General features: G+C 62.4%; 24 protein-coding genes. 11 read left to right on the top strand and 13 right to left on the bottom strand.

The annotated features are described in order from the left end of the window. Positions 1 to 107 precede the first annotated feature (107 nt). From PH586_RS02985 to PH586_RS02965, 5 genes are all read right to left on the bottom strand, one after another. Entirely contained in the window at positions 108 to 1,238 is a 1,131-nt protein-coding gene (locus PH586_RS02985; RefSeq protein ID WP_271346272.1) for a S8 family serine peptidase, read from the bottom strand. 389 nt (positions 1,239 to 1,627) lie between these two features. Beyond that, the gene (locus PH586_RS02980) at positions 1,628 to 2,260 is read right to left on the bottom strand and encodes an anti-sigma factor family protein (RefSeq protein ID WP_271346271.1); all 633 of its coding nucleotides are present in this window, start codon (positions 2,258 to 2,260) and stop codon (positions 1,628 to 1,630) included. A gap of 91 nt (positions 2,261 to 2,351) precedes the next feature. After that, the gene (locus PH586_RS02975) at positions 2,352 to 2,909 is read right to left on the bottom strand and encodes a sigma-70 family RNA polymerase sigma factor (RefSeq protein WP_271346270.1); all 558 of its coding nucleotides are present in this window, start codon (positions 2,907 to 2,909) and stop codon (positions 2,352 to 2,354) included. Positions 2,910 to 2,918: 9 nt separating this feature from the next. After that, a complete protein-coding gene (locus tag PH586_RS02970) occupies positions 2,919 to 4,037 on the bottom strand; it encodes a hypothetical protein (RefSeq protein ID WP_271346269.1) in 1,119 nt (372 codons plus the stop codon). A gap of 301 nt (positions 4,038 to 4,338) precedes the next feature. Further along, on the bottom strand, positions 4,339 to 6,507 hold the full coding sequence (locus PH586_RS02965) for a hypothetical protein (RefSeq protein WP_271346268.1): 2,169 nt from the start codon (positions 6,505 to 6,507) through the stop codon (positions 4,339 to 4,341). A 953-nt stretch (positions 6,508 to 7,460) separates the two neighbouring features. Here PH586_RS02965 and PH586_RS02960 point away from each other — a divergent pair. Together PH586_RS02960 and PH586_RS02955 are read left to right on the top strand one after the other, a co-directional pair. Further along, positions 7,461 to 7,673 (top strand): cold-shock protein, encoded by a 213-nt coding sequence (locus PH586_RS02960; protein WP_079203013.1) that lies wholly within the window; start codon positions 7,461 to 7,463, stop codon positions 7,671 to 7,673. Positions 7,674 to 7,786: 113 nt separating this feature from the next. After that, positions 7,787 to 8,287, top strand: a complete 501-nt coding sequence (locus PH586_RS02955) for an RDD family protein (protein WP_271346267.1) — start codon at positions 7,787 to 7,789, stop codon at positions 8,285 to 8,287. A 53-nt stretch (positions 8,288 to 8,340) separates the two neighbouring features. On the opposite strand, the gene lptG is transcribed toward PH586_RS02955, so the two are convergent. Next, positions 8,341 to 9,402 (bottom strand): LPS export ABC transporter permease LptG, encoded by a 1,062-nt coding sequence (lptG, locus tag PH586_RS02950; RefSeq protein WP_271346266.1) that lies wholly within the window; start codon positions 9,400 to 9,402, stop codon positions 8,341 to 8,343. Then, a complete protein-coding gene (gene lptF / locus PH586_RS02945; protein ID WP_271346265.1) occupies positions 9,395 to 10,516 on the bottom strand; it encodes an LPS export ABC transporter permease LptF in 1,122 nt (373 codons plus the stop codon). The genes lptG and lptF overlap by 8 nt, the downstream gene beginning before the upstream one ends. Before the next feature lie 142 nt (positions 10,517 to 10,658). On the opposite strand from lptF, the gene PH586_RS02940 reads away from it, so the two are divergent. The 8 genes from PH586_RS02940 to rlmF all read left to right on the top strand — a co-directional run bounded on the left by PH586_RS02940 (position 10,659) and on the right by rlmF (position 19,826). Next, a complete protein-coding gene (locus PH586_RS02940) occupies positions 10,659 to 12,149 on the top strand; it encodes a leucyl aminopeptidase (RefSeq protein ID WP_271346264.1) in 1,491 nt (496 codons plus the stop codon). Between the two features lie 76 nt (positions 12,150 to 12,225). Beyond that, positions 12,226 to 12,645, top strand: coding sequence for a DNA polymerase III subunit chi (locus PH586_RS02935; protein WP_271346263.1), 420 nt, complete (start codon positions 12,226 to 12,228; stop codon positions 12,643 to 12,645). Positions 12,646 to 12,655: 10 nt separating this feature from the next. Continuing rightward, positions 12,656 to 13,054 (top strand): DNA polymerase III subunit chi, encoded by a 399-nt coding sequence (locus PH586_RS02930; RefSeq protein ID WP_271346262.1) that lies wholly within the window; start codon positions 12,656 to 12,658, stop codon positions 13,052 to 13,054. A 143-nt stretch (positions 13,055 to 13,197) separates the two neighbouring features. Beyond that, entirely contained in the window at positions 13,198 to 16,047 is a 2,850-nt protein-coding gene (locus PH586_RS02925; RefSeq protein ID WP_271346261.1) for a valine--tRNA ligase, read from the top strand. 290 nt (positions 16,048 to 16,337) lie between these two features. Continuing rightward, positions 16,338 to 17,720 (top strand): sodium:proton antiporter NhaD, encoded by a 1,383-nt coding sequence (gene nhaD, locus PH586_RS02920; RefSeq protein WP_271346260.1) that lies wholly within the window; start codon positions 16,338 to 16,340, stop codon positions 17,718 to 17,720. An 80-nt stretch (positions 17,721 to 17,800) separates the two neighbouring features. Next, positions 17,801 to 18,097: a winged helix-turn-helix domain-containing protein gene (locus PH586_RS02915; protein ID WP_271346259.1), complete on the top strand. Its 297-nt coding sequence runs from the start codon at positions 17,801 to 17,803 to the stop codon at positions 18,095 to 18,097. Between the two features lie 14 nt (positions 18,098 to 18,111). Further along, positions 18,112 to 18,672 carry a VTT domain-containing protein gene (locus PH586_RS02910; protein WP_271346258.1) on the top strand — a complete coding sequence of 187 codons (561 nt, stop codon included), beginning with the start codon at positions 18,112 to 18,114 and terminating at the stop codon, positions 18,670 to 18,672. 98 nt (positions 18,673 to 18,770) lie between these two features. Next, entirely contained in the window at positions 18,771 to 19,826 is a 1,056-nt protein-coding gene (rlmF, locus tag PH586_RS02905; RefSeq protein ID WP_271346257.1) for a 23S rRNA (adenine(1618)-N(6))-methyltransferase RlmF, read from the top strand. Between the two features lie 13 nt (positions 19,827 to 19,839). On the opposite strand, the gene PH586_RS02900 is transcribed toward rlmF, so the two are convergent. Genes PH586_RS02900 through osmF form a run of 4 tightly spaced genes read right to left on the bottom strand, consistent with a single transcriptional unit; the run spans position 19,840 to position 23,614 of the window. Then, positions 19,840 to 20,583, bottom strand: coding sequence for an ABC transporter permease (locus tag PH586_RS02900; RefSeq protein ID WP_271346256.1), 744 nt, complete (start codon positions 20,581 to 20,583; stop codon positions 19,840 to 19,842). Continuing rightward, complete coding sequence (locus PH586_RS02895; RefSeq protein ID WP_271346255.1) at positions 20,580 to 21,524, bottom strand: ABC transporter ATP-binding protein; 945 nt, start codon at positions 21,522 to 21,524, stop codon at positions 20,580 to 20,582. Before PH586_RS02895 ends, PH586_RS02900 begins: the two co-directional genes overlap by 4 nt. Continuing rightward, positions 21,508 to 22,686 carry an ABC transporter permease gene (locus tag PH586_RS02890; RefSeq protein WP_271346254.1) on the bottom strand — a complete coding sequence of 393 codons (1,179 nt, stop codon included), beginning with the start codon at positions 22,684 to 22,686 and terminating at the stop codon, positions 21,508 to 21,510. Before PH586_RS02890 ends, PH586_RS02895 begins: the two co-directional genes overlap by 17 nt. 7 nt (positions 22,687 to 22,693) lie before the next feature. Further along, positions 22,694 to 23,614, bottom strand: a complete 921-nt coding sequence (gene osmF / locus PH586_RS02885; protein ID WP_408636737.1) for a glycine betaine ABC transporter substrate-binding protein OsmF — start codon at positions 23,612 to 23,614, stop codon at positions 22,694 to 22,696. Between the two features lie 238 nt (positions 23,615 to 23,852). Between osmF and PH586_RS02880 the strand changes: the two genes are divergently transcribed. Beyond that, a complete protein-coding gene (locus PH586_RS02880; protein ID WP_271346253.1) occupies positions 23,853 to 24,665 on the top strand; it encodes a substrate-binding periplasmic protein in 813 nt (270 codons plus the stop codon). A gap of 34 nt (positions 24,666 to 24,699) precedes the next feature. On the opposite strand, the gene PH586_RS02875 is transcribed toward PH586_RS02880, so the two are convergent. Continuing rightward, positions 24,700 to 25,995, bottom strand: a complete 1,296-nt coding sequence (locus tag PH586_RS02875; RefSeq protein ID WP_271346252.1) for an ABC1 kinase family protein — start codon at positions 25,993 to 25,995, stop codon at positions 24,700 to 24,702. Between the two features lie 101 nt (positions 25,996 to 26,096). Continuing rightward, positions 26,097 to 26,522, bottom strand: coding sequence for a potassium channel family protein (locus tag PH586_RS02870; protein ID WP_271346251.1), 426 nt, complete (start codon positions 26,520 to 26,522; stop codon positions 26,097 to 26,099). Between the last annotated feature and the right edge of the window lie 125 nt (positions 26,523 to 26,647).

The raw sequence follows: 26,647 nt of genomic DNA, 5'->3' as shown, positions 1-26,647 counted from the left end.
AGCGCTGGCCGAAGCGATGACCGCGCCTTTCATCCCTCTGTCGTCAGTCACCCAGCTAGCGGTTCAAAGTTTTTTGCAATTACTCAGGAGCAAAGCACACACAAGCCTTATCGGCAGCGCGGCAGCTGCACCAAACCGGCACCATACCAGTGGTCCTGACCCGGAGGACCGAGATCCTTGGTCCGCATCCGTAACTGCTCGAGCGAGCCATTCAGGGCCAGGGCGGCACTGACAAAAGGCGCAGCCAATGACGTGCCGCTGGCAAAGTAGCCCTGACCCTGCTCATCCAAAGTCCAGATATCCTCACCGGGGGCGACCAGACTCAGACCGGCCCCGTAGTTGGATTGGCGCAGGCGCTGCAAGCGAGCATCCACTGCCCCCACCGCGACCACGCCGGGATAGGCCGCCGGGTAACGCAAGCCCTCGGCCCCATCATTCCCCGCCGCCGCGACAAACTGCATACGGGACTGCAGACGCTGAACACTGCTTTCCAGAAGGCGACTGTAACCACCGCCAAAACTGAGGTTGACCACCTGCACAGGCACCGGCAACGCCAGTAAGCGATCCAGCCCGCTCAACAACCAGTCGGTGCGCGTATGCAAACCGACTTCGGCATCTTCACCAAACACGCCCAGCGCATATAGGCTCGCGCCGGGTATCAACCCATGCACCAGTCGCCGGCCCACCAGCAAGGCGGCAACCCCATTGCCATGCCGATCAGCTACCAGGCTGCGCGGACGAAAGGCTTCACTGACCACACTTTGATAGCTCAGTGCAGCCCCCGCGAACGCTGCCAGGTTCGGATTAACCGGTCCATCCAGCATGGCCACCACCAACCCCTCGCTGCAATTGGCTGGCGACACTTGCGCTTGCCCGACGGCGTGTTGCCCCCAGCGCTCCAGCGGATCGTCATTGCCTTCTTCAAGCGCTTCGCTCAGGGGCAGGTAGCGTAAGTTCAGCTCTTGCTGCCAATCCGGAAACTGTTGGCGCAAGCGCGCCTCCAGCTGTTGCAGATCGGCACTGTCAGGAATTCGATAAACGCTGATCACCCGCCCCAGCTCACCCAGCTGCTGCCGGCGCAAGATGCTCAACGCGAAAGGCTGTAAGGCCTGCCGCTGACTCTGCGCCTCAGCCAGGTTACGACTGAAGACCAACCACTCACGTAAGGGCACCTGCGCGTCAGCCGCCGGTTGTTTGATACCGCGCCATTGCTGGGGCGGCAGCGACTGATCAAGCAAGCGCCCCCTCTCATCACCCGCCCCGCGGATGGTTGGCGCACCGGAACCTGGCGCGCGCGGCGCGGGTCGCTTTTCACTATCCGGCAGCAGTTCAGCAGGTACCGGTGAACCGGACAACCCTGTCGGATCAGTGTTACGTGGGCTTGGCTCGCGTTGCGCTGGCAGTTTTTCGCCATCCGGCAGCCGCTTTGCAGGCACCGGCGCACCGGGCAACCCTGTCGGATCAGTGGCGCGCGGACTTGACTCACGCACCACCGGCAATGCTACCCGCGCGGGAACCTGCTCGGCGGCCGGCGGTGTGCCGGGTGCCCCCGTAGGCGGCGGAGCGGCGTGCAGCGGCAGCGCCACCTGCAGCGCCAGCCAGCAGCCCAACCAGCGCCGCCGCATCACTAGCGCCCCTGACCGAGCAAGGCGGCGTACTGCACCACCGACTGCTGTTGCACATAGTTCAGCATGGCCTGAGCATCTGCAAAGCGGCGATTGGCCGGCACATAAACCTGCATGACACCCAGTGCCGAGGGCCCATCCACCAACACGCCGTCGAGGTCCAACAGCAAGGCGCGCACGTGCTGCCACTGTGCGTGATCGACAAAGCGCACTTGCACTCTATAGCCGCCGGTTAGCTGCTGCACTGCGCCGCCGCTTTGTAAGCGCCAATCGGATTCGAGGCTGGTCGGCCGCGCCAGAATGCCAATCTGTAGGGCCACGATCAGCGCCGCAGCAGCCGCGAGTGATGGCCGCCACCAGTCTCGCCGAGGCTTAGCCACCGTTGCCGACTGGGCTAGGCTGCGCTGCAATCGCGCCCAACCCAGCTCCGAGGGAACTGGGTGCTGACGACTATGCTCAGCCTCCTCGGCACGCACCGCCTGGGCCAGGCTCCGCAGTGTTTCCAGCTCGTCACGAGCGCTCTCAGAACGCGCTAACAAGGCTTCGACCTGAGCCTTCTCGGCGGTTTCCAACTGCCCACTGAGGTACCACGGCAGCAACGCCAGCAGGGCCTCATCATTCTGTTCATGGCTCATTTAACACCTCCGCAACCTGTGCCACTAGGTCGACTGCTGCCAGGCTGCGGTTCACTATTTCGGGCTAGGAACAGCACGTTATCCGCGTATTTCAAGCGTCCATCCTCAGCAGCCGCCCCAGGCACTGCAACAATTGCTGCTTGGCGTGCAGCATGCGGGTTTTTACCGTCCCCAAGGGGATGCTCATTACCTCGGCGATATCGGGGTAGGCCATGTCTTCGAAGAACGTCAGGTACACCACCTGACGATGGCTGTCCTTGAGCTTGTCCAGGCAGTGGCGCACCTGAGCGCCCTGCTGCTTTAGCTGCAAGCCTGCAAAATGCTCACAATGGTCTTCAGCATCGGCCTCCAGCACGGCCTCATCAAACGGCTCGCTGGGGCGCTTGCGCCGGAGCAGATCGACCGACTTGTTGCGGGTAATACTGAACAGCCAGGTGCGCACCTGCGACTGCCCTGCAAAACTGCCCGCCTTCTGCCACACCTCCAGCATCACCAAGTTGAGCACGTCAGCGGCATCGGCGGCGTTGTTCAGTGTACGCAGGGAAAACTGATAAACCGCACCATGGAAACGCTCATAGAACACGCGTAACGCCGCCTGATCGCCCCCAGCTATGCGTTGCAACAACTGCTCATCGGTTGCTTCAGTCACACCACATCCTCAGGGCTGATAGCGCACGCGCCATTCACGACTGCGACCAATCAAGCTGCCGTTCTGATCGTGGGCAGTCACCCGCCACAGGTAACTCTGCCCAGGTTCAAGCTTACTCAGCAGCCAGCTAGACCAGGTGGTTTCAGTCACCCCGGCTGGCAGCAACATACCGGCAATAAAGTTCGGTGCCTGATCGAGGTTATTGCCTTCACTAGTAGGTGCTGCGCTACTGGCAAACACCTGCAGTTGATAGACCACAGCACCTGGCACCGCGCGCCATTGAAATGGACTTGCCGCCGTCACGGTGCCGCTCTGAGGGCTGGCCTCTATTAATGCCTCGGACTCAGCGCTACCGAGCACTTGATACACCGTTTCCACTGTCAACGCCTCACTCGGGCAACCGGCATCCAGTACTAACTGATCCGCTGCAACCATCTCTCTATTAGTGACGCAAAAGCGCACCAGGTATTTGCCCGCGGCATTACTCGGCAACAGCGGGCTGGTCAGCACGGTCTGCTGCGCTGCACCCAGGTACTGGCTGACCAGGGTCAACGTGCGGTACACCGGCACCCCCTGGGTGCTGGCTGGCTCAGCCACCTGCCAGCGTCCCTGCAACTGGCCGTTGCCGCTGTAGCTAATCTGCACCTTGGCTTTCACCTCGTCGGCCGGCTGCACCACCTTGACCCGCTGGTTATCGACAAAACTAAGGTTCAAGCGCTGCACCAGTAGTTCACCCTCGTTGTTCTCACGCGGCGCACGCAAGGCGCTGCTGGAAATATTCAGTACTACCTGTGCGCGTACGCTGGGGCCCGAACCATTGAAATTACGCACCAGCAACAACCGACGCAGGCCACTATTAACCCAGCCCTGTACGCTGGCTGCAGGCAAGTCGACAAGCTCGCTGAACATGAACGGAGCGCCGCCTGCCTGCGACAAAAAACCACCCACAGTACCCAGTACGGCACCGGTGGCGGGGTTAACGATCTGCGCATTTCTAGATGAGACCCCGGCGCTGTAGCCAGGGGTGGCGGCAACCTGCCAGACCACGCCAAAACTATTGCCTTGAGTGGCCAGCAACTGCCGCTGGGCCGGCTGCGCATTGGCCCTGGTCAGTGCAGCGCCACGCACAGGCGTCGACTGCGGAGGCTGGCCTAGCTGTGGTGGCTGGCCCAGCTGTGGCGGCTGGCTCGGCTGTGGCGGCGAGCCTAGCTGTGGCGGCTGGCCCGGCTGTGGCGGCGAGCCTAGCTGAGGGGGCTGGCCCGGCTGCCCCGGCGAGCCTAGCTGCGGAGGCTGGCCCGGCAGAGCCGCTTCAACCCAGGTCGCAGGCAGCAATAAAATCAGCATCAATGCGGTGAAAAAAATCTGCATGTTTTGTCTGTCCATGATCATCTCCGATAACACGCCAAGTGAAAGGCGTGCAGGCAAACTGTCACTGTGTGTGGGTATCCCAACGCAGGTCGAAACCGAGCAGCAGCTGCCAATCTTCCATGCCCTGATTGAAGAGAGAGCTATCGAGACGGGCGTAGCTGGTTTTCACAAACCAGTCAAGGCCCGGCTGCAGACCACGTGGCTGGGCGACACTCCAGGTCAGCTGCAAGTTGGCCGTTTGCTGGCGCAGGTCATCACCGAGAAATTCCCCATTGCCGAAGCGGCTGCTGTCATGCCCGCGAAAATAGGAGGCATTCAGCCGCCAGCGCTGCGGCACTATTTGCCAGGCCAAATCCAGCCCCTGGCCTGTACTACGGGAAACATTGTCGTCATCGGTTTGCTGCAGCTTGTTCCATTGCCAGTTGGTAGACACGCTCAACCCGTCCACAGGGATAAAACCGACTTGCACGGTAGTGAAGCGGTTGCGCTGATCCGAGGGCGGCGTATAAACCAGATACCCCTGCTGCTCGACCGAATTCGAATAGTCCTGAGTGTCCTGCCACGTCTGCTGCACCGACCAGTTCCAGCGATTGTGGTAGAAGCTGATGCCGGCCAGACGCTCTAACGTCTCGTCGTTGAGGTCATAACCCACCACTTGAGCATCGGCGCGGTCCTGGTGCCGACGCGTGCGGGTCAGGCCGGCATTCAACGAGGGTACGCCGAGCAATCGCCAAGGCAGCGCGTCGGCATCCACCATCGGGAAGTAATAGGCACTGAATAGCTGACGGTCGACCGTCTGGTTGGCCACATCAGCCCGGTCATTAAGATTATTGGTTTCCTGCGCGACCTCTGCCTCTAACTGCAGGCTGCCCAGATAGCCGAGCCAGTTGGCACGGTTGAGCTGTAAGTCGCCAGGCAAGCCGAGGTTACCCAGGGTGAAGAAGTCCAGGCCGACCTGCTTGTGTTGCAAGGTCAGGTTCCACTGGTCGAAAGGGCCGGCGGGCAGCCAGCTACCGGAGTTGAACTGCGCCAGCAATTCGTGAGCGCTGTCGCTGCGTTCATCCTGGCCATAGCCAATGCCATCGCTGTCGAAACTGGCACGGGCGTAGTCAGCATGCAGCCACAGGCTGTTATCGCCCAAGCGGGAATCCACTGCCAGGTTCCAGGTGTCGCCGCCATAGCGAGCCTGCTCATCGGGCGTCCACATACCGGTACCACTATCGGTGGTTTCACCCTTGATCAAGCCACTGCTCAGTTGCAGCAACTGCGGCTCATCCTGCCAAGGGCTCAGGGTCAAGAGTGCCCCGCTACTGCGTTCCTGGGAATTGCTCGGGTAACCCAGGCGGCTTTTGTAACCTGTGATGGGCTCGCTTTGTAGCGCGAATACATCAAGCTTCAGTGGGCTACCTACATCATCGCCCAAGCTCACCACGGCCCCACGCCGCTGATAGGCGCTGAACAGCAGGTTTTCGCGGGCCAGGTTGTAAGTGCCCAACGCCAGCCCCTGACGCCCAAGGCCGGTGCCACGTGAGGCGGCAAGACGGTAATTGGGTAGCACCCACTCGTCACCATCGGGGTTGTTTTCGCTGAGGCTGTCATACAGCGCATCCACTTGGGCGTCCCAGCGCCAATCGGCGCCGGCGCCGGCACCTTGGTAGCTCAGGCCGCCATTGCTGGCCTGCCGCGGGATGCCACGATAATTATCTGGCTGTTTTTCATCCAGCCGATAGCCGCTGCTGAATAACGCGCTGAACCGCTGCTGTACAGGCACTGCCGAGCCCCCCCGCACAGGAGTCCCGGGATCGTCGGTTGCCATATTGACTGGCGCGCCCGCTTGTTCGCCTTCCACTGCCCCCGCGGAGCCATCGGAGCCATCGGAGCCCCCAGCGACCTGCACACGCGCTTCCAACACCGTGGCGATATCGCCGTTGTCGTAAAAGATCATCGCCCGCAAGGGGTGTGAGCCCCCGGCCAATGGCACCGGCAGCGCCAACTGGCAGTCGCCGTCGGTGCAACTGAGCAAGGCCGTCACGTCATAGCCATCCAGTTCAACGGCCAGCTGATCTCCTGCCGCCAAAGGCGCACTGAGCGGCACACTGAAGTTCAAGTGGTCTTGCGCAGGGTCCAGATTGAGTACCGGCTCAGCACGGGCGTTGCCGACCAGGGTGCTGAGCAACAGGAGGGACAGCCCCTGCCATAGACGCTGTTGAGCATGCTGGAGACTATTCATGGCAAAACCTGTGACTGGAGCGTATCGCCGGGCAACCTGTCTATCTGGCTGGCGCATATCGACAGCAGTGACCCGATCGATACTGCCATCGAGCCCCTCCCGGAATAGCTTTTTGCCTAGATTGCGTTCAGCTGCAGTGATCCGCTTCTTGTTATTGTTTAGCCGTACCCGACTTGGCGGCGGCACGTCGAAGGCGCGCAAAGCAGATGCTCCGCAGGTGCGCAAGGATACAAGCCCGGAGCTTTCAAACCCGAGACTCGCGAGTTCAACATAGTCAACATTGGGTATTGGCGCACAAATCTGAAACGGATTGCCGCCCCAGCCCCAGCCAAGCCGATCCCGAAACATCGAAAGCGCGCCAGGATCGCAAGCTGATCTGTACATGTGGCTACGCGCAGTACTGCTCATTTGAACCCGTCCAGCAGCACGACTGCCGTCGCGTGAAACGCGATCCCCAAAAACCGGATCGACTGTGCCCAGCCGATGACCGAGCGCAACCAAACTCGTTGAATAACACCGCACATAAGGAACTCCAATCTGGTGAGCCTGCACCCCTCTGTCGTGCCTCACCCGTAGTGAGGTTCAGTTTATTTTCACGGCATGCCGATAACTCCAGGGAGAACGCGGAAGAACACACCCAGGCGCTGGTGAAGCGCGTCCATCCGTATGCGAGTTAACGCAGCGGCGAGCACCGCTTTTTCGCTTATTGCAGAGACACAAAAGCCGCCCGATCAAGCCTGAAACGCAGGCCTGGAGGGGGTTGGCATTTGCCTTTTAGTTAGCGTAGAGTGCTTTGCACTGTGTTTGCATGGGTCGCCGTAATTCGTGGCCTGGTGCAGTAGATCGTCCAGATCCGCTACATCCCGTTCGACGTCGCATTACTCCTTGCAACCAGTCTCAGCCCTCTATCGCGTAGAGGCTGTCATCAACTAAGGTTTCAAGGATATTAAGATATGTCGAATCGTCAGAGCGGTACCGTCAAGTGGTTTAACGACGAGAAAGGTTTTGGCTTCATCACGCCAGAAAGCGGCCCGGATCTTTTCGTGCACTTTCGCGCGATCGAGGGCAACGGTTTCAAGAGCCTGAAAGAAGGCCAGAAAGTCAGTTTCGTTGCCGTACAAGGGCAAAAAGGCATGCAGGCCGACCAGGTTCAAGTCCAGGAATAATCCTGCTGCTGCTAAGAACCCCTGATGGCAACGTCGGGGGTTTTTTTATGCTCCTGCATACCGCGAACCGTCCCCTCAAGCCTTAGCGTCATACTTTGCATATCGAGCCCCTCATGCCCAACCACCTGCTGCGCCCGCAGGGTGATTTCCCCCCTGCCGGATTTATCCGCCGAATGGCCGCCATGTTCTATGACTTGCTGCTGTGCCTGGCCCTGCTGATCGTCGTGACCTTTGCCTACAAGCTGATCCTGATGGGCTTTTATGGCGAAGCGCAGCTCAAACAGCTCTCCGATGCCGGTGCACTGGATGGCGACCCGCTACTGTCTACCCTGTTGGTGCTCAGCCTGTTTGGCTTCTTCAGCAAGTTCTGGACGCACAGCGGCCAGACACTGGGCATGCAGGTCTGGGGCATTCGTATCCAGAACGCCGACGGTACGGCCATCAGCCTATGGCAGGCATTGCTGCGCTTTCTGGTCGCCATTGCCTCCTGGCTGTGCCTGGGCCTGGGGTTTTTCTGGGTGCTCTGGGACAAGGACAAGCGCAGTTGGCACGACATCTATTCCGACAGCCACACCGTGCAGCTGCCGAAGAACATCCACAAAACCCAGCGCTAGGGCCTGCAAACGAAAAAGCCGGCAATTAGCCGGCTTTTTATCGACTGCAGCAGCTATCCCGCGCGACGCAACAGCCAGGCACCGGCCAAGGCGCACACCCCTGCGGGGATCAGCACGGCAAACAAGGGTGAGAAACCGAACACCAGGCTGGAAGGTCCAAGCAGGTCCTGGGCAATGCGGAACACGAAGCCCACGACCACGCCGGTGAAGACCCGCTGACCCAAGGTGACCGAGCGCAATGGACCGAAGATGAAGGATATGGCCATCAACACCAGTGCGGCGGTCACCACTGGCTGCAGCACCTTGCTCCAGAACGCCAGCCAGTACTGCCCATTGTTCAGGCCCTGCTCGCCCAGGTAGTGGATATAGCGCCACAGGCCGGTTACCGACAGCGCGTCAGGCTCCAGCACCACAGTACCCAGCAGCTGCGGGTTCAGTTCGACATCCCAGCGCTCATTCGGCGCCTTGACCACCTCGGTACTGCGCTCACGAAAATGTGTGGTTGCCACATTCTCCAGCAGCCAGTGGTCGCCCTGATACTGCGCACGCCGGGCAAAGCTGGAAGACAGCATGTGACGCTGATCATCGAAGCGATAACGGGTCACACCAAACAAGACGCCATCGGGCTGCACCGCATTGATATGCACGAACTCGTCGCCCTGGCGATGCCACAAGCCACGCTTGGAGCTTTGCGCCTCACCACCGCCCATCGCCATGGCGCGATCGGCCTGAGCCTGATTTTCACTCCAGGGGGCCAGGTACTCGCCGATCAGAATGCCTGCCAGCATCAACACCAGCATCGGTTTCATCACCGCCCAGACGATGCGCCTGATCGAAACCCCGGCAGCGCGCATGATGGTCAGCTCACTGCTGCTGGCCAGACTGCCCAGCCCGACCAAGCAACCGACCAGGGCCGCCATCGGCAGCATCTCGTAGACGCGCCGCGGCAGAGTCAAGAAGATATACCAGGCGGCTTCCGGCAAACCATAACCACCCTCGACATCGCCCATCTCATCGATAAAGGCGAACAGCAAGGCCAGCCCGACGAGGACGCCCAATACGGTGAGAATCGCGAAAAATACCTGGGTGCCGATGTAGCGATCCAATCTAAGCATGAGCCACCTCCGACCCGGCACGGCGGCTCGCCCACTTCAGGCGCAACGGCTCCCAATACAGCAGCACAAGACCAATCAACAGAAATACTCCATGTACCCACCACAACCCTAGCGCCTGAGGAATTCGCCCTTTATCCAGTGCGCTGCGCGCAGCGATCAGCAGCGCCAGGTACGTCATATACAAGAGGATTGCCGGCAGCAGCTTGAGAAAGCGGCCTTGCCGTGGATTGACCCGCGACAGCGGCACCGCCAGCAGGGTCACGATGAACACCAGCAGCGGCAGTGACAGACGCCACTGCAGCTCGGACTGGAAGCGCGGATTGTCACTGCCGATCAATTCAGCGGTCGTCACGGCCTCACGCTCACTGATCTCGCTACTGACCGAGGGTTTGGGTAACAGCACGCCATAGGTGTCGTACTGAATCGCCCGGTAGTCGGCCTGACCTGGATTGCCATCGTAACGGTAACCGTTCTGCAAAATCAGATAGCGACTGCCATCGGCCTGAATCTCCTGACGCCCGCTTTCCGCCACCAGCACGGTGATGCCGCGCTCCTTGTCGCCCGTCCGGGAAAAACGCTTCTCGGAGATGAAGATGTCGGCCAGCTCCGCGCGATCTGCCGACAATTCCTTGGTATAGGTCACCCGCGAACCATCCCGCATGGCCTGGAAACGCCCAGGCACCAGGGTATCGAATTCGGTCAGGGCGTCCTGTTGATTGAGAATGCTCGCGACCTGCGCCACACCCTGCGGCGCCAGGCCCATGCTTAACCAGGCCACCAGCAGGGCCACCAGCAAGGCCGGCGCCATGGTGTAGACCAGCAACCGCTGCTGACTCATGCCGGTGGCCGAGAGCACCGTCATCTCGCTGTCGAGATAGAGCCGGCCGTAGGCCATAAGGATGCCGAGGAACAACCCCAGCGGCAGGATCAGCTGCAGGAACCCCGGCAGGCGAAAGGCCATGATCATGAACAACACGCCCGGATCCAGCAATCCCTGGGCCGCCTGCGCCAGGTACTTGATGAAACGGCCACTCATTATGATCACCAGGAGCACGGCACTCATCGCACTCAAGGTAACCAGCACTTCACGAGACAAATAACGGAACACGATCAAACCAGACACTCCAGGGTTGTCAGGCTCAGGCGGCTACGATCACACTAGCCACACTGTTTGCCGGTCCGCACACAGACGAACCATCGAAAAATAGCCGGCATTATCCTGCAATAACGCCTCATTGTCTTGGGAACACCACGCCATGGAATTTATTGTCAAAAGCGCTCGCCCGGAAACCCTGAAAACCGCCACCCTGGTGATTGCCATCGGCGAAGGCCACAAGCTCGGTGAAACGGCGAAAGCAATTGATAACGCCAGCAGCGGCGCGATCAGCGCGCTGCTCAAGCGCGGCGACCTCGCCGGCAAGCTTGGCCAGACCCTGCTCGCGCACAACCTGCCCAATCTCAAGGCCGAGCGTGTGCTGCTGGTCGGCAGTGGCAAGGAGGCTGAACTCTCTGACCGCCAACTGCGCAAAATGCTCAATGCCGTGCATGGTGTGCTGAAAACCCTGGGCGGCAGCGATGCCGTGCTTGCGCTGGGCGAACTTCAGGTCAAAGGCCGTGACGCCTACGGCAAGGCCCGCCTGCTGGTGGAAAGCCTGGCCGACGGCGGCTATCAGTTCGACCAGTTCAAGAGCGAGAAAGGCGACGTCCCAGCCTTGAAGAAACTCACCCTGCTCAGCGACAAGGCTGATTTGGCTGACGTCCAGCGCGCGGCCAAGCATGCCCAGGCAATTGCCTGCGGCATGGCATTCACCCGTGATCTCGGCAACATGCCGCCGAACCTCTGCCACCCCAGCTACCTGGCTGAAGAAGCCAAGACCCTGGGCAAGACCTACAAGAACCTCAAGGTCGAGATTCTCGACGAGAAAAAACTCAAGGAACTCGGTGCCGGCGCCTTCCTCGCCGTGGCCCAAGGCAGCGACCAGCCGCCGCGGATGATCGTGCTCAACTACCAGGGCAGCAAGAAAACCGACAAGCCCTTCGTCCTGGTTGGCAAAGGCGTCACCTTCGATACCGGTGGCATCAGCATCAAGCCGGCGGCCGGCATGGATGAGATGAAGTACGACATGTGCGGCGCCGCCAGTGTGTTCGGCACGCTCAAGGCCGTGCTGGAACTGCAATTGCCGATCAACCTGGTGTGCCTGCTGGCCTGCGCCGAGAACATGCCCAGCGGGGGCGCCACCCGCCCTGGCGATATCGTCACCAGCATGAGCGGGCAGACCGTGGAAATTCTCAACACCGACGCCGAGGGCCGCCTGGTGCTGTGCGACACCCTGACCTACGCCGAACGCTTCAAACCGCAGGCCGTAATCGATATCGCCACCCTGACCGGCGCCTGCATCGTCGCCCTGGGCGCCCATACCTCGGGCCTGATGGGCAACGACGAGGCACTGCTGCAACAGCTCCTCAAAGCCGGCCAGAGCGCCGACGACCGCGCCTGGCAGTTGCCGCTGTTCGACGAATACCAGGAACAGCTCGACAGTCCATTCGCCGACATTGCCAATATCGGCGGCCCGAAAGCCGGTAGCATCACCGCTGGCTGCTTCTTGTCGCGCTTCGCCAAGAAGTATCACTGGGCGCACCTGGACATCGCCGGCACCGCCTGGATCAGTGGCGGCAAGGAGAAAGGCGCGACCGGTCGGCCGGTGCCGCTGCTGACCCAGTACCTGCTGGATCGCACCAACGGCTGATGCCGATTATTGCAGGCGCGGCCGAGCGCCATTCCGCCTCGGCCGCGCCTGCAGCGGCCCACATAATGAAATCACCATGCCCCGAATAGAATTCTATGTCTTATCCTCCGCCGCCCCGGCAGACCGCCTGCGGGCAGCCTGCCAACTGGCGATGAAAGCCTGGCGCCATGGCCTGCCGGTGTTTCTGCGCGGTTGCGATACAGAGCAATGCACGGCGCTCGACGAACTTCTCTGGCGTTTCAAGGCCGAAGCATTCGTACCGCACAACTTGCAGCAGGACGACCCGCAGGCACCGGTGGTGATTGGCCTGGACGAAGAGCCGCTCTCCCAGCAAGGCGTGCTGATCAACCTGAGCCCGACCCTTTCGCCCTTTGTCGAACGCTTCAGCCGGGTGATCGAGATCGTCAACCAAGAACCCGATCTATTGACCGCCTGCCGGGAAAACTTCCGCAGCTACCGCCAGCGCGGCTATGATCCGAAACGAGTCGAACTTTAAGTTCTGCACCATGGACATGCCAAAACCGCCGCAAAAGCCCACCCACCTGCTGGACGACCTCGAGTCGATCCGCCAGCTGCTGGGCGACGAAAACCTCGATCTGCCACTGCTGACCGACTCGATCGACCCGGACAGCATCCCCCTGCTCTCGGACATCGTCACGCCGCCGGCACCGGCCCATCCGCCAGTCGTGGAGGCCGCTCCGCTGGCGCAGGCCGCGACCCTGCACAGCAGCATCCGGCAGACCCTCGGCCGCGACAGCGACATGCACCGCCTGGATAACGAACTGCGCGCCGCCGCCGAGCTGATTCTGCAGGATGTAATCGACGACTTCGTGCCGCAGATCGAAGCCGAGCTCAAGCGCCGCCTGCAAGCCCGCCTGAGCCGCCTGCTGCCGCCGCGCAAGTAGAAAAACACCAGTAGCCCGGCTGCAATTCGGGAAGGATTGCCCCAGCCGTCAGTCACTCGCCCCACGCTGGCCTTACGCCTCATGTGCCAGCCCGTTATACTTGCCGGCTTTTCCGATCAGCCGTCATAAGGGTCCCGCCGCGCATGGACAAGACCTACCAGCCGCACGCCATTGAAACCGCCCTCTACCAGAACTGGGAGGCGAACAACTATTTCGCCCCCCAGGGCTCGGGCCAGCCTTACACCATCATGATTCCGCCGCCGAACGTCACCGGCAGCCTGCACATGGGCCATGGTTTCAATAACTCGATCATGGATGCGCTGATCCGTTTCCGTCGCATGCAGGGCCGCAAGACCCTGTGGCAACCAGGTACCGACCATGCCGGCATCGCCACCCAGATGGTGGTGGAGCGGCAACTGGCCGCAGAGGGCATTAGCCGCCACGACCTGGGCCGCGAGAAATTCCTCGAGAAAGTCTGGGAATGGAAGGAAGAATCCGGCGGCAACATCACCCGACAGATCCGCCGCCTGGGCAGCTCGGTGGACTGGTCGCGCGAGCGCTTCACCATGGACGATGGCCTGTCCGAAGCGGTCAAGGAGGCCTTCGTGCGCCTGCACGAAGACGGCCTGATCTACCGCGGCAAGCGTCTGGTCAACTGGGACACCAAGCTGCACACGGCGATTTCCGATCTGGAAGTGGAGAACCACGACGAGAAAGGCAAGCTGTGGAACCTGCGCTACCCGCTGGCGGACGGCAACACCACGGTTGACGGCAAGGACTACCTGATCGTCGCCACCACCCGCCCGGAAACCATGCTCGGCGACAGCGCCGTCGCGGTAAACCCCACCGACGAACGCTACCAGGCCCTGATCGGCACCTTCGTCGAGTTGCCATTGGTTGGCCGGCGCATCCCGATTATCGCCGACGATTATTGCGATCCCGAGTTCGGCACCGGTTGCGTGAAAATCACCCCGGCCCATGATTTCAACGACTACGAAGTCGGCAAGCGCCACAACCTGCCGCTGCTCAACATCTTCGACAAAGACGCCGCCGTGCTCGCCACTGCCCAGGTGTTCAATGTCGACGGCAGCGTCAACAGCGCAGTCGATGGCCGCCTGCCCGCCGAATATGCCGGGCTGGATCGTTTTGTCGCGCGCAAGCAGATCGTCGCCGCCTTCGAGGCCGCCGGCCTGCTGGAAAGCATCGACGACCATGCGCTGAAAGTGCCGAAAGGCGACCGCTCCGGCACCATCATCGAACCCTGGTTGACCGATCAGTGGTACGTCTCCACCAAGCCGCTGGCCGAGCCGGCGATCAAAGCCGTGGAAGACGGCGCCATCCAGTTCGTGCCCAAGCAGTACGAGAACATGTACTTCAGCTGGATGCGCGACATCCAGGACTGGTGCATCAGCCGTCAGCTGTGGTGGGGCCACCGCATCCCGGCCTGGTACGACGAGGCCGGCAACGTCTACGTCGGCCGCGACGAAGCGGAAGTACGCGCCAAGCACAACCTCGGCGACGCCAACCTGCGCCAGGACGACGACGTGCTCGACACCTGGTTCAGCTCTGGCCTGTGGACTTTCTCCACCCTCGGCTGGCCGCAGCAGACCGAAGCGCTGAAGACCTTCCACCCCACCGACGTGCTGGTCACCGGTTTCGACATCATCTTCTTCTGGGTCGCCCGGATGATCATGCTGACCCTGCACCTGGTGAAGAACGACGACGGCACGCCGCAAGTGCCGTTCAAGACCGTCTACGTGCACGGCCTGGTGCGCGATGGACAGGGCCAGAAGATGTCCAAGTCCAAGGGCAACGTGCTCGACCCGCTGGATATCGTCGACGGCATCGACCTGGACAGCCTGCTGGCCAAACGCACCAGCGGCATGATGCAGCCCAAGCTGGCGGAGAAGATCGCCAAGCAGACCCGCGCCGAGTTCCCCGAGGGCATCGCCGCCTACGGCACCGACGCCCTGCGCTTCACCAACCTGGCGCTGGCCTCCACTGGCCGCGACATCAAGTTCGACATGGGCCGGGTCGAGGGTTACCGCAACTTCTGCAACAAGATCTGGAACGCCGCCAACTTCGTCATCGAGAACACCGATGGCCAGGACACCGGCGTCAATGGCGAGCCGGTGGAGCTGTCCTCGGTGGATCGCTGGATCATCTCGGCGCTGCAGCGCACCGAAGCCGAAGTCACCCGCCAGCTCGACGCCTTCCGCTTCGACCTGGCCGCGCAGGCTCTGTACGAGTTCATCTGGGACGAGTACTGCGCCTGGTACCTGGAGCTGGTCAAGCCGGTGCTGTGGGACGAGAACGCACCGATCGAGCGCCAGCGCGGCACCCGCCGCACCCTGGTGCGCGTGCTGGAAGTGGCGCTGCGTCTGGCCCACCCGTTCATGCCATTCATCACCGAAGAAATCTGGCAGCGGATCAAGGCGCAGGCCGGCGTCAGCGGCGAGACCATCATGCTGCAGGCCTGGCCGGTGGCCGTTGAGAGCCGCCTCGACGCCGCCGCCGAAGGCGATATCGAGTGGGTCAAGCAACTGATGCTCGGCCTGCGGCAGATCCGCGGCGAGATGAAAATCTCCATGGCCAAGCGCATCGACATCATCCTGCAGAACGCCAGCGCCGAAGATTTGCGCCGCCTGGCCGATAACGAGCCGCTGCTGAACAAGCTGGCCAAACTGGAATCGGTGCGCGTGCTGCAAGCCGGGGAAGCGGCGCCGATGTCTGCCACCGCCCTGGTCGGCGACATGCAGGTGCTGGTACCGATGGCCGGGCTGATCGACAAGGACGCCGAACTGGCGCGCCTGGACAAGGAAATCCAGCGCCTGGACGGCGAGGTCAAGCGGGTCGGCGGCAAGCTGAGCAACCAAGGCTTCGTCGCCAAGGCGCCCGCCGAGGTGCTCGACAAGGAGCGCGCCAAGCTGGCCGAGGCCGAACAGGCTCTCGCCAGGCTCGCCGAGCAGCGCGAGCGCATCGCCGAACTGTAGCAATCAAAAAAGCCCGCCGTCGCAAGATCGCGGGCTTTTCTCTATCCGCAGCAAGGCTCCAGCCAGCATGGCCCCGACAGCGGCCAGGGCAGACCTTGGCTGGCACAACTCAACTGCACGACAGAAGGATTCTGTTCTTGTCCGGCATCAACGCAACACGACGTGGAATCGCCTATAAACGCCAGCCATTGGCACGCCGCTTTCCGCTCGGTGCATTCTCGGTGCATGCTGCCGCCCAGGTTTTTATAACAATTTCAAAAACTTCAACCTCCTAACTGGAAACTCAGCCTATGTTTGCGTATGTACTCATGGCATTGATATTCGTGTTCGGATATCTCTGCATCGCCCTTGAACACCCGCTAAAGATCGACAAGGCCGCCACGGCCATTCTCACCGCCGTCATATGTTGGACGGTACTGGTGCTGGGGGCCGACAGTATCCTGCCGATTATCGGGAGCGGCACGGCCGGCGCGTCGACCAACGCCCATCATGTGGTACTTGAACTGCGCCATCACCTCGGCGAAGTGTCGGAAATCCTGTTCTTCCTGATGGGCGCCATGACCATCGTCGAGCTGATCGACGCCCACGAGGGTTTCAAGGTCATCACCGACCGCATCCGCACCAACAAGCGCATCCACCTGCTGTGGATGATCGGCTTCATCACCTTCTTCCTCTCTGCCGCCTTGGACAACCTGACCACCACCATCGTCATGGTTTCCCTGCTGCGCAAATTGATCAAGGAACAGCACGAGCGCTGGTTCTACGTCGGCATCGTAGTGGTCGCCGCCAACGCTGGCGGCGCCTGGTCACCAATCGGCGACGTGACCACCACCATGCTGTGGATCGGCAACCAGATCACGGCCAGCGGCATCGTTGCCCAGCTGTTCATTCCCAGCCTGGTCTGCCTGCTGGCACCGCTGTTGCTACTTAGCCTGACCATGAAGGGCGAATTCGAGCGCCCGGTAGTGAAGCCAACCAAGGAAGAGCGTCGCGACCCGACCACCGCATTCGAGCGTAACCTGGTGTTCATCCTCGGCATCGGCGCCCTGCTGTTTGTCCCAGTCTTCAAGACCGTCACCCACCTACCGCCGTATATGGGCATCCTGTTCGGCCTCGGCATTCTCTGGGTAGTGACCGAAGTGCTGCACCGCGGCAAGAACGAAGAGGACAAACATCCACTGTCGGTCGTCGGTGTACTGCGCAAGATCGACACCACCAGCGTGCTGTTCTTCCTCGGCATCCTGCTCGCCGTCTCCAGCCTGGCCACCGCCGGGCATCTGACCCAGGTCGCCACCGCGCTGAAGGACAGCCTGGGCAACGTCTTCACCATCAACATCGCCATTGGTCTGCTGTCCTCGGTGGTCGACAACGTGCCGCTGGTGGCGGGTTCCATGAAGATGTACCCACTGGTCAGCCCCGAGACCCTGGCGATGGCCGGTAGCGACAGCAGTTGGGTCGGCAACTTCGTGGTGAATGGCACCTTCTGGGAAATGCTGGCCTACTGTGCCGGTACTGGCGGTAGCTGCCTGATCATCGGCTCGGCGGCCGGTGTGGCAGCCATGGGCATGGAGAAGATCAACTTCATCTGGTACCTGAAGAAGATCAGCTGGCTGGCCCTGGTTGGATACCTGGCCGGCGCGGCGACCTATATCGGACTCGCCACCCTGGCCTGACCAGGCCATCAGCAATCGCTTACGGCAGGCTGTGCGCGCCTAGCGACGCAGCCTTGCCCTTGCAGCAGGAGTGCCCCTGGATGGATGTCAGCAAGACCAAAACCAGCTTCTACCGCCGCCTCTATGTGGCCTGGCTGATTGACAGCGGCACGGCCTGCAGCGTGCCGGCCTTGATCGACGCCACCGGCATGCCCCGGCGCACGGCCCAGGACACGCTGGCGGCACTCGCCGATCTGGATATCGACTGCGTCTTCGTCCAGCAAGAGGGTGAGCGCAACAACGCCGGGCATTACCTCATTCGCGATTGGGGCGCGATCAATCCACAATGGATCGCGGCCAACCTGGTGCCCATCAAGGCCATACTCGGTTATCCCTGAACAAGAGACTCGCCATGCGCAGCTCCCGCCGACTGTTACTGGTAATCCTGTTCCTGCTGAGCCTGTTCCTGCTGTTCGAGGCACTGGGTATCCGTGCGCAGTTCAGCCTGCAAGCCCTACAAAGCCTGATCCTCATGCATCCGGTTATCGGCCTGCTGGGCTTCATCGCGCTGTTCGCCCTGGGCAATCTGATCCAGATCCCCGGCTGGATCTTCCTCGCCGCCGCGGTGCTGGCGCTCGGGCGGGTCTATGGCGGCATCGCCACCTACCTGGCCGCCAGCGTCTCCTGCGTGTTCACCTTCCTGACCATCCGCTACCTGGGCGGCAACGCCCTGCGCGAGCTGGATAGCCGCCTGGCGCAACGCCTACTGGCCGGCCTCGACCGTCATCCACTGGCCAGCATCGTCGCCCTGCGCACGCTGTTCCAGACGGTGCCGGCACTGAACTACAGCCTCGCCCTGTCCGGCGTGCCTTTTCGCACCTACCTGCTCGGCACCCTGCTCGGCCTGCCGCTGCCGATCGCGCTGTACTGCCTGTTCTTCGATTACCTGGCGATGTGGCTGCATATCGCCTAGCCGGCGACTGGTGCCACACCCTCCACGCCACTCTTTTCCAGCACAACCGCAGCAGCTATGGGAAAATGCCGCGCTCCGCCCCTGCCGATAGCGCCAGCATGACATCGCCGACCAAACGCCCCAGCCGCAAACCATCCGCGCCGCGCCCTCCTTTGCCGGCCAGGCCCGCTGCCGCCAAGGGCCAGCTGCACCCGCGCAACCGTCACCAGGGTCGCTACGACTTTCCCGCGCTGATCAAGGCCAGTCCGGAGCTGGCGGCATTCGTGATCATCAACCCCTACGGCAAGGAGAGCATCGACTTCGCCAACCCGGCGGCGGTCAAGGTGTTCAACCGGGCGCTGCTCAAGCAGTTCTACGGCATCAGCCATTGGGATATTCCGGCCGATTACCTGTGCCCGCCGATTCCGGGGCGCGCCGACTATCTGCATTACCTGGCCGATCTGCTGGCCAGCGGCAATGACGGCGAGATACCGCGGGGCGCCCAGGTACGCGCACTGGATATCGGCGTCGGCGCCAACTGCATCTACCCGCTGCTGGGCAACCGCGAGTACGGCTGGAAATTTCTCGGTTCGGATATCGACAGCAACGCCATTGCTGCAGCCAAGGCCATCGTGCAGGCCAATCCGGGGCTCAGAGATGCCATCGAACTGCGCCAGCAGAGCGATGGCGCGCATATTTTCCAGAGCCTGCTGCAGGCCGACGAGCGCTTCGACCTGAGCCTGTGCAACCCGCCCTTCCACGCCAGCGCCGAGGAAGCCAGCAGCGGCAGCAAGCGCAAGTGGCGCAACCTGGGCAAGCTCGACCCCAAGCGCAAACTGCCGGTATTGAATTTTGGCGGTCAGGCGGCGGAGTTGTGGTGCCAGGGCGGTGAAGCGGCCTTCGTCGGCCGTTTGATCAAGGAAAGTGCCCAGCATGCCCAGCAGGTGCTGTGGTTCACCAGCCTGATCTCCAAGGCGAGCAACCTGCCCGGTGTTTACAGCGCCTTGAAACAAGCCGGCGCGCTCGAAGTGCGCACCGTGGAAATGGCCCAGGGGCAGAAGCAGAGCCGCTTTGTCGCCTGGACCTTTCTGACCGCCGCACAGCAGCAGAGCTGGCGAAATGCCCGCTGGGCGCCGGGAGCCGCGGGCAGCGCCGCAAGGAGCAATAACACCTGAGGTCGGCAGCCCGCTAGGCTCCGGGCGCGCGGCGTTGCAGCTGCTCGAACAGGCTGTCGACCGCCACGGCCAGCAGGCCGATCAGGATGGCGCCCTGCAGAATAAAGGCGGTATTGCCGATGACCAACCCCGAGATCACCGGGTCGCCCAGGGTACGGGCGCCGATAGTGGAGCCGATGGCCGCCGTGGCGATGTTGATCGTCACCGAGGTGCGAATCCCGGCCAGGATAACGGTCAGGGCCAGCGGCAACTCCACCTGCCAGAGCACCTGCAGCGGCGCCATGCCCATGCCGCGCGCCGCCTCCAGCACCGCCGGATCGATGCCGCGCAAGCCCGCCAGGCTGTTGCGCAGAATCGGCAGCAGGCCATAGAGCATCAGGGCGAACAGCGTCGGCCCACTGCCGAAGCCGAGCGCCGGCACCGCCAGGGCCAGCACCGCCACCGGCGGTATGGTCTGGCCGATCGAGGCGAGCTGACTGACCAGTGGCAGAAAATCCGCGCCCCAACGCCGGGTCACCATGATCGCCGCGCCCACCCCGACCAGGCTGGAGACGCCGGCGGCCAGCGCCACCAGCAGCACATGGCTGCCGAGCAGGTCGATGAAGGCGGCGCGGCCGTAGATCACCGTGCGGCTGTCCGGCTCGATCAGGCGGAACAATCCCTCCAGCTCGGCCAGCCCCAGCGCCGCCGCCAGCAACAAGGCCAGCCATAGCAGCGGCTGCCAGCCGCCACCACGCAGCAGCGCGGGCTGACTCACTGGGGTCGGCTCATCAGCGCATCCAGTTGCAGCACACCGACCTGCCGCCCCTGGTCATCGACCACCGGCAAGCTGCTGCAGCGATGCCAGAGCATCAGCGACAGCGCCTGGCGCAGGCTGTCCGTGGCCTTGATCCTGGGGCCGGTGACCGCGGAGGTGGGCCTGGCCAGCGCCTGCATCAGGCTATCGACGCGCAACAGTCCGGCCTGTTTCAGGCCGCGCTCCTGGCCACCGAGCAGGTTCTCGACAAAGGCATTGGCCGGTTTGGCCAGCAGCGCCTGCGGACTGTCCTGCTGGACGATCCGCCCCTTGTCCATCACCACGATACGACTGGCCAACTTGAGCGCCTCGTCCATGTCATGGGTAACGAAGACGATGGTCTTGCGCACCTGCTGCTGGATGCGCAACAGCTCGTTCTGCAGGCTCTCGCGGGTGATGGGATCGAGTGCGCCGAAGGGTTCGTCCATCAGCAGGATGTCCGGGTCGCCGGCCAGGGCCCGGGCCACACCGACCCGCTGGGCCTGGCCGCCCGACAGCTGGCGGGGGTATTTGCCGGCAAATTCGGCCGGCGCCAGCTCGAGCAACTGCAGCAACTCCTCGACCCGCTGCCGCACACGCTCGGCCGGCCAACCGAGCAGGCGCGGCACCACGGCGATGTTGCGCGCCACCGTCCAGTGCGGAAACAGACCGGTGCTCTGGATCGCATAGCCGATGCCGCGGCGCAGCTGCTGCGGATCGATCTGTTCGATGTCGCGGCCATCGATGCGGATGCTGCCAGCCGAATGCGCGATCAGGCGATTGATCATGCGCAAGGTGGTCGACTTGCCACAGCCGGAGGTCCCGACCAGCACACAGAGCTCGCCGGTGGCCACGGTCAGGGAGATATCGTCCACCGCCCGGGCCTGGTCAAACAGCTTGCTGACGTTACTCAGCTCGATCATCGCCCACTCCTGAGTAAAAGCGTTCGGCCAACAGACTGAACAGGCTGTCCGCCAGCAGCGCCAGGGCGATGATGGGCAAGGCGCCGAGAATGATCAGGTCCATCGCCGACTGGCCCAGGCCCTGGAAGATAAAGGTGCCAAAACCGCCCGCACCGATCAGCGCGGCGACTGCCGTCAGACCGATGGCCTGGATGCTGGTAACCCGCACGCCCTCGATGATCAGTGGCATGGCCAGCGGCAGGCGTACCTGCAGGAACACCTGAGTGGGGCTCATGCCCATGCCGCGGGCGGACTCGATGACAGCGGCCTCGACTTCCGCCAGGGCGACGCAGGTATTGCGCACGATCGGCAGCAGGCTGTAGGCGATCAAGGCAAGCAGCGCCGGCGCCCAGCCGATACCGCGGATATTCAGCTGCTGCAGCCAGGGAAACTGCGCCGACAGGTAACTCAGCGGCGCAATCAGCAGGCCAAACAGTGCCAGGCTGGGAATGGTCTGGATAAAACTCAGCAGGCCAATACTGCCCTTTTGCGCCCCGGGATAACGTTGCAGCAGCAGGGCGATGGCACCACCCAGGAGCAGGCTCAGCCCCACAGCCCCGCCGACCAGGCCCAGATGACTGGCCAAGGCCGCGGCGAATTGGCTGCGGCGTGAGCTGTACTCACGCAGCAAGGCCAACGGTTCCAGCCAATCCTGCGGGGCCAGCCACCACAGCAGCAGGGCCAGGGCGATGCCGCTGCCGAGCAGCCAGGCGCGCGCGAGACGCAGGCGCTGCTGCAGTTCGATCAGCAGCAGCCCCAGCAGGAACAGCAGGCTCCAGTAACCCGCGCCTATGCCAACCCGCGCATAGGGCATGTCCGCGCCTATATGGCGCTCAATGCTCCAGGCCAGGCTCAGGGGTAATTGCAGCACCAGCAGCGACACCAGCCACAGGATCGGCCAGTAGGCCGGTTGCTGCGGCCGCAGCGCCAGCAACGCACAGGCCAGCAATGCCGCCGTTAGCGTCAACGCCCACGGCAGCCCCACAGCCGCCAGCAGGCCCAGGCCATTACCCGGGGCGATACGGTTGGGCTGAACACTGACGAAATCCAGGCTCCACAGCAGTGCCAGCGCCATCAGCGCCAGCACCGGAATGACTCTATTGCCCCGCAGTGACACCATCATGCCAACATCATTGGCCCAGGTGATCGAGGAAGGCTGCCGCCACTTTCGCCGGCTCGGCGCCCAGTACCGCCACTTCGCCATTGAGCCGCTGCAGGGTCTGCAGGTCCAGGGCGGCGAAGACCGGCTGGAGCAGCGTGGCAATCTGTGGATAGGCCTCCAGGACATCCGCGCGCACCACCGGCGCGGGCTGATAGACCGGCTGCACGCCGCGGGTGTCTTCCAGCACCTGCAGGTCCAGGGCGCTCAAGCCACCATCGGTGCCGTAGGTCATGGCCGCATTGACGCCATTGGTCTGCAACGATGCGGCGCGAATGGTCGCCGCGGTATTGCCGCCAGAGAGGATCAGCAGCTGCTCGGACCCAAGCTTGAAGCCGTAGGCCGCCTGGAATGCCGGGAGCGCCGTCGGCGACTCCACGAACTCGGCGCTGGCGGCGAACTTGAAGTCACCGCCCTCTTTCAGGTAGCGGGCCAGATCATCCAGCGTCTTCAGGCCGTGGGCACGGGCCAGGTCGCCGCGCACGCTCATGGCCCAGGTGTTGTTGGCGTTGGCCGGCTGCAGCCAGACCAGCTGGTTGGCCTCGAAGTCCAGTTGCTTGACCTTGGCGTATCCCTGCCCGGCGTCTTTCCACAAGCTGCTGTCGGCGCTGTCGAAAAAGAACGCGCCATTGCCGGTGTACTCCGGGTAGATGCCGACTTCACCGGCGATCAGCGCATTGCGCACGATATTGGTGGCGCCGAGCTGGGTGCGATCTTCCACCGGCACCCCGCCTCGCTTGAGTGCCTGATAGATCAACTGCCCCAGCACCGCGCCCTCGGTGTCGATCTTGGAGGCGACCACCACGCTTGACTGCGCCTGGACAGCACCCATTACGCCCCACAGCGCCAGCAGTGCAAGTGCACGACTCAGTAGCTTGCCCAATGAAGACATGGTTTTTCCACCCTGTTGGTTGACGACCCGGCACTACCGCCAGGCAGCGCCTTTAAGCTTAACCGGCTTGCTGTTTATGACCATAGGCACGCATCAATCACAGAGCAAATCGTCGTCATTGCCGCGTTTATCACGCTCAGGCAATGCGCCGCCCCCTTGAGCACTGGCCTATGTGCGATAACGTACAAAGGGCTGGCCAACGTGCCATTATGGATGCAGTGCAAACCGAGTAGCGCAAATGAATGCCCGACGACTATGCATCAGCCTTTGCCTGCTGCTGTGCCTGAGCACTCAGGCCGCCGAACGCCAGGAGCTGGTCATCAGTGTCGGCGACTGGCCCCCCTACCTGTCTGCCGATTTCAAGCACAACGGCGTGATTGCCCACCTGATCAGCGACCTGTTCGCCGACGAAGGCTATCGCGTGCGCTTCCAGTTCCTGCCTTGGCCCCGTGCCTATGCGGCAACCGCCGCTGGCCGATTTGCCGCCAGCGCAGTGTGGATGCACAAGAACGAGCGCGAGGCGGATTTCCTCTATAGCGCGCCGATCCTCGACGAACAGTTCGTGTTCTTCCACCTGAAAAGCTTTCCGTTCAATTGGCGCAGCCTCTACGACTTGACCGGCCTGACCCTCGGCGGCGGCCTGGGGTACAGCTATGGCGCCAAATTCGATGCCTTTCTCGACACCGGTAAAGTGCGCATGGAACGGGTCCCAAGCGACATGCAGAACTTCGAGAAACTGCTGAAAAATCGCGTGGCACTCTACCCACAGGAAATCAACGTCGGCTACGCCGCACTGCACAACCATTTCACCCCGGCCGACATCGCCAAGATCACCCACCACCCAAAGCCCCTGCTCAACAACTTCAGCTACCTGCTGTTCCCCAGGCAGCTCGAAGGCAGCCAGGCGCTACGCGAGCGCTTCAACCGGCGCCTGCAGCAGTATCGCGACAGCGGCCGCTACCAGCAGTATTTCCGCGACCTTCAGCTGGGCAAGTACCAACAGGCAGCAGGCCAGAACACCGCCCCCGAGGCCGACTCAGTCGCGCCCTAAGCCTCGGCCGGCCTGGTCTCGAGCGCGCAGGCGGCTAGTGGCTCTGCGCATGCGCCATCTGCTCATGCAGCAGATCCGCCAGCGGCAAGGCCACCCCAAGCCGGCTGAGATTCCAGTAATGCCCTTCCAGGGTGCGGTTGATCAGCAGGGTGGCCGGCGCCGGTTGCAGGCTGCCAAGCGCGCCCAATACATCCGGCAACAGCGCCTGCACCTGCTGGTGCAGCGGCGTGGCGGCGAAATCCCAGCGCTTACCGCGCTGCAACAGCGGCCCGAGCAAGCCATGCAACTGGCGATACAGGCCATATGGGGTGGTCGATTGCGGCTGGCGCGTACCCAGCGCCTGGAAAGCCCGCTCCAGCTGTTCGCCATCGCGCGCCTGCAGCGCCCGGTAGGTTTGCACATAGGCGCCCAGCAACGCGGGCGACACTGCCAGCACGCAGCCGAAGTCATACACCACCAACTCGCCAGCGGCGGTGTAGGCGAAATTGCCCGGATGCGGGTCGGCATGCAGCAACCCCAGCTCGAAGGCCTGCGTACTCAGCCAGCGCACCAGGGTCAGGGCCAGGCGTTCGCGCACCTCGGCACTGGCCTGAGCGACGTCGGCAAAGGGCAAGCCGGGCTCTTCGCTCAACGCCAGTACGCCCGGGCGGCACAGATCTTCCTGCGGCTGCGGCAGGCGCAGCCCCGGCCAGTCGGCAAAGTACGCGCGGAACTGCTGCAGGCGGCGCATCTCCGCCGGGTAATCCAGCTCGGCCGCGATCACCGCCGCCAGTTCCTGATAGACCCCTTCCAACTGTTCGGCCGGCGCGCGGAACAAACGCCCCAGCGGCAGCAGACGACGCAGCTGACGCAAATCCGCCGCGCAGATCTCGGCGATACCGGGGTACTGAATCTTGAGCACCAGCGCCCGCCCATCCAGCGCCACCGCACGATGCACCTGGCCCAACGAAGCAGCGGCAAACGGCTGCTCCTCGATACTCTGGAAGTACTGGCTTAACTCATCGCCATAGACCTGCTGCAAATGCCCTTGCAGGGCACTGAAGGGCAATGCCGGCACCCGATTCTGCAGCTTGCCCAAGGCCTGCGCCACCGGTTCGGGGAGCACGTCGTGCCATTGCGAGGCCATCTGCCCAAGCTTGAGCACCGGGCCTTTCATCTCGCCGAGCAAAGTGCCCAGCTGCTCGGCCACCGGCTGCCAATCAATAGCCGAACGCCCCGGGCTAAGCTGCTGTCCCAGCACACCGCCACCGATACGCGTCGCGGTACTGGCCAGTTTGAAAAAACGCCCGAGTGCGGAGGCTGGGGGTGGAATTAGCGGGGGCTTGGCCATGTGCGCTGCTCATCAGTACCAGCCCTGATCATGCGCCAGCTCGGGGCAGTAACCAACGGGCAAGCCTGTTAGCAAAGATGACAGCGCAGCCATGACCGGTGCTATCGCGTATTCCAGAACCGCTGCATTTCCACGAAGAGAAAGGACGCGGTCCAGGTAATCAGCACCAGCCCGGTGAGCGATTCGATACCGGTGAGAAAGCGCAGATCGCCGTGCGGCTGGATATCGCCAAAACCAAGGGTGGTGAAGGTCGTGAAGGAGAAATACACCGAGTCCATCAAACTGCCGTTGAAGTTGCCTTCCAGGTAGCCCCAGCCACCGGCACGGTGCATCAGGTAGTAGGCGAAAGCGAATATCCACACCTCGACCGCATGCGCCAGCAGAGCGCCACCGACGCCCAGCACGATGCGAAAACGATGGAGCACCTGGATGCGCGGCAACAGCTGCGTCAGCCTATAGAGAAACTCGTAGTGAATGATGACGGCGGCCATCACGATCAGGCTGTTGACTAGAAATACGGCAATCACTGGCAATCCTGCTTCTAGGGCGTTGATAGGTCGCAGCGCTGCTTCGCGGCAGCCACGTCGAGCATAGCCTCCGCCATGAGTCGCGGGTTGGCCACTGCCTCAGTGCCACGCTTGGCTCCGGCCTA

Origin of the sequence: Pseudomonas aestuarii, assembly GCF_027988105.1 — a bacterium.
Classification (GTDB): Bacteria; Pseudomonadota; Gammaproteobacteria; order Pseudomonadales; family Pseudomonadaceae; genus Aquipseudomonas; species Aquipseudomonas aestuarii.
This window is presented reverse-complemented; position numbering and strand designations above follow the sequence as displayed.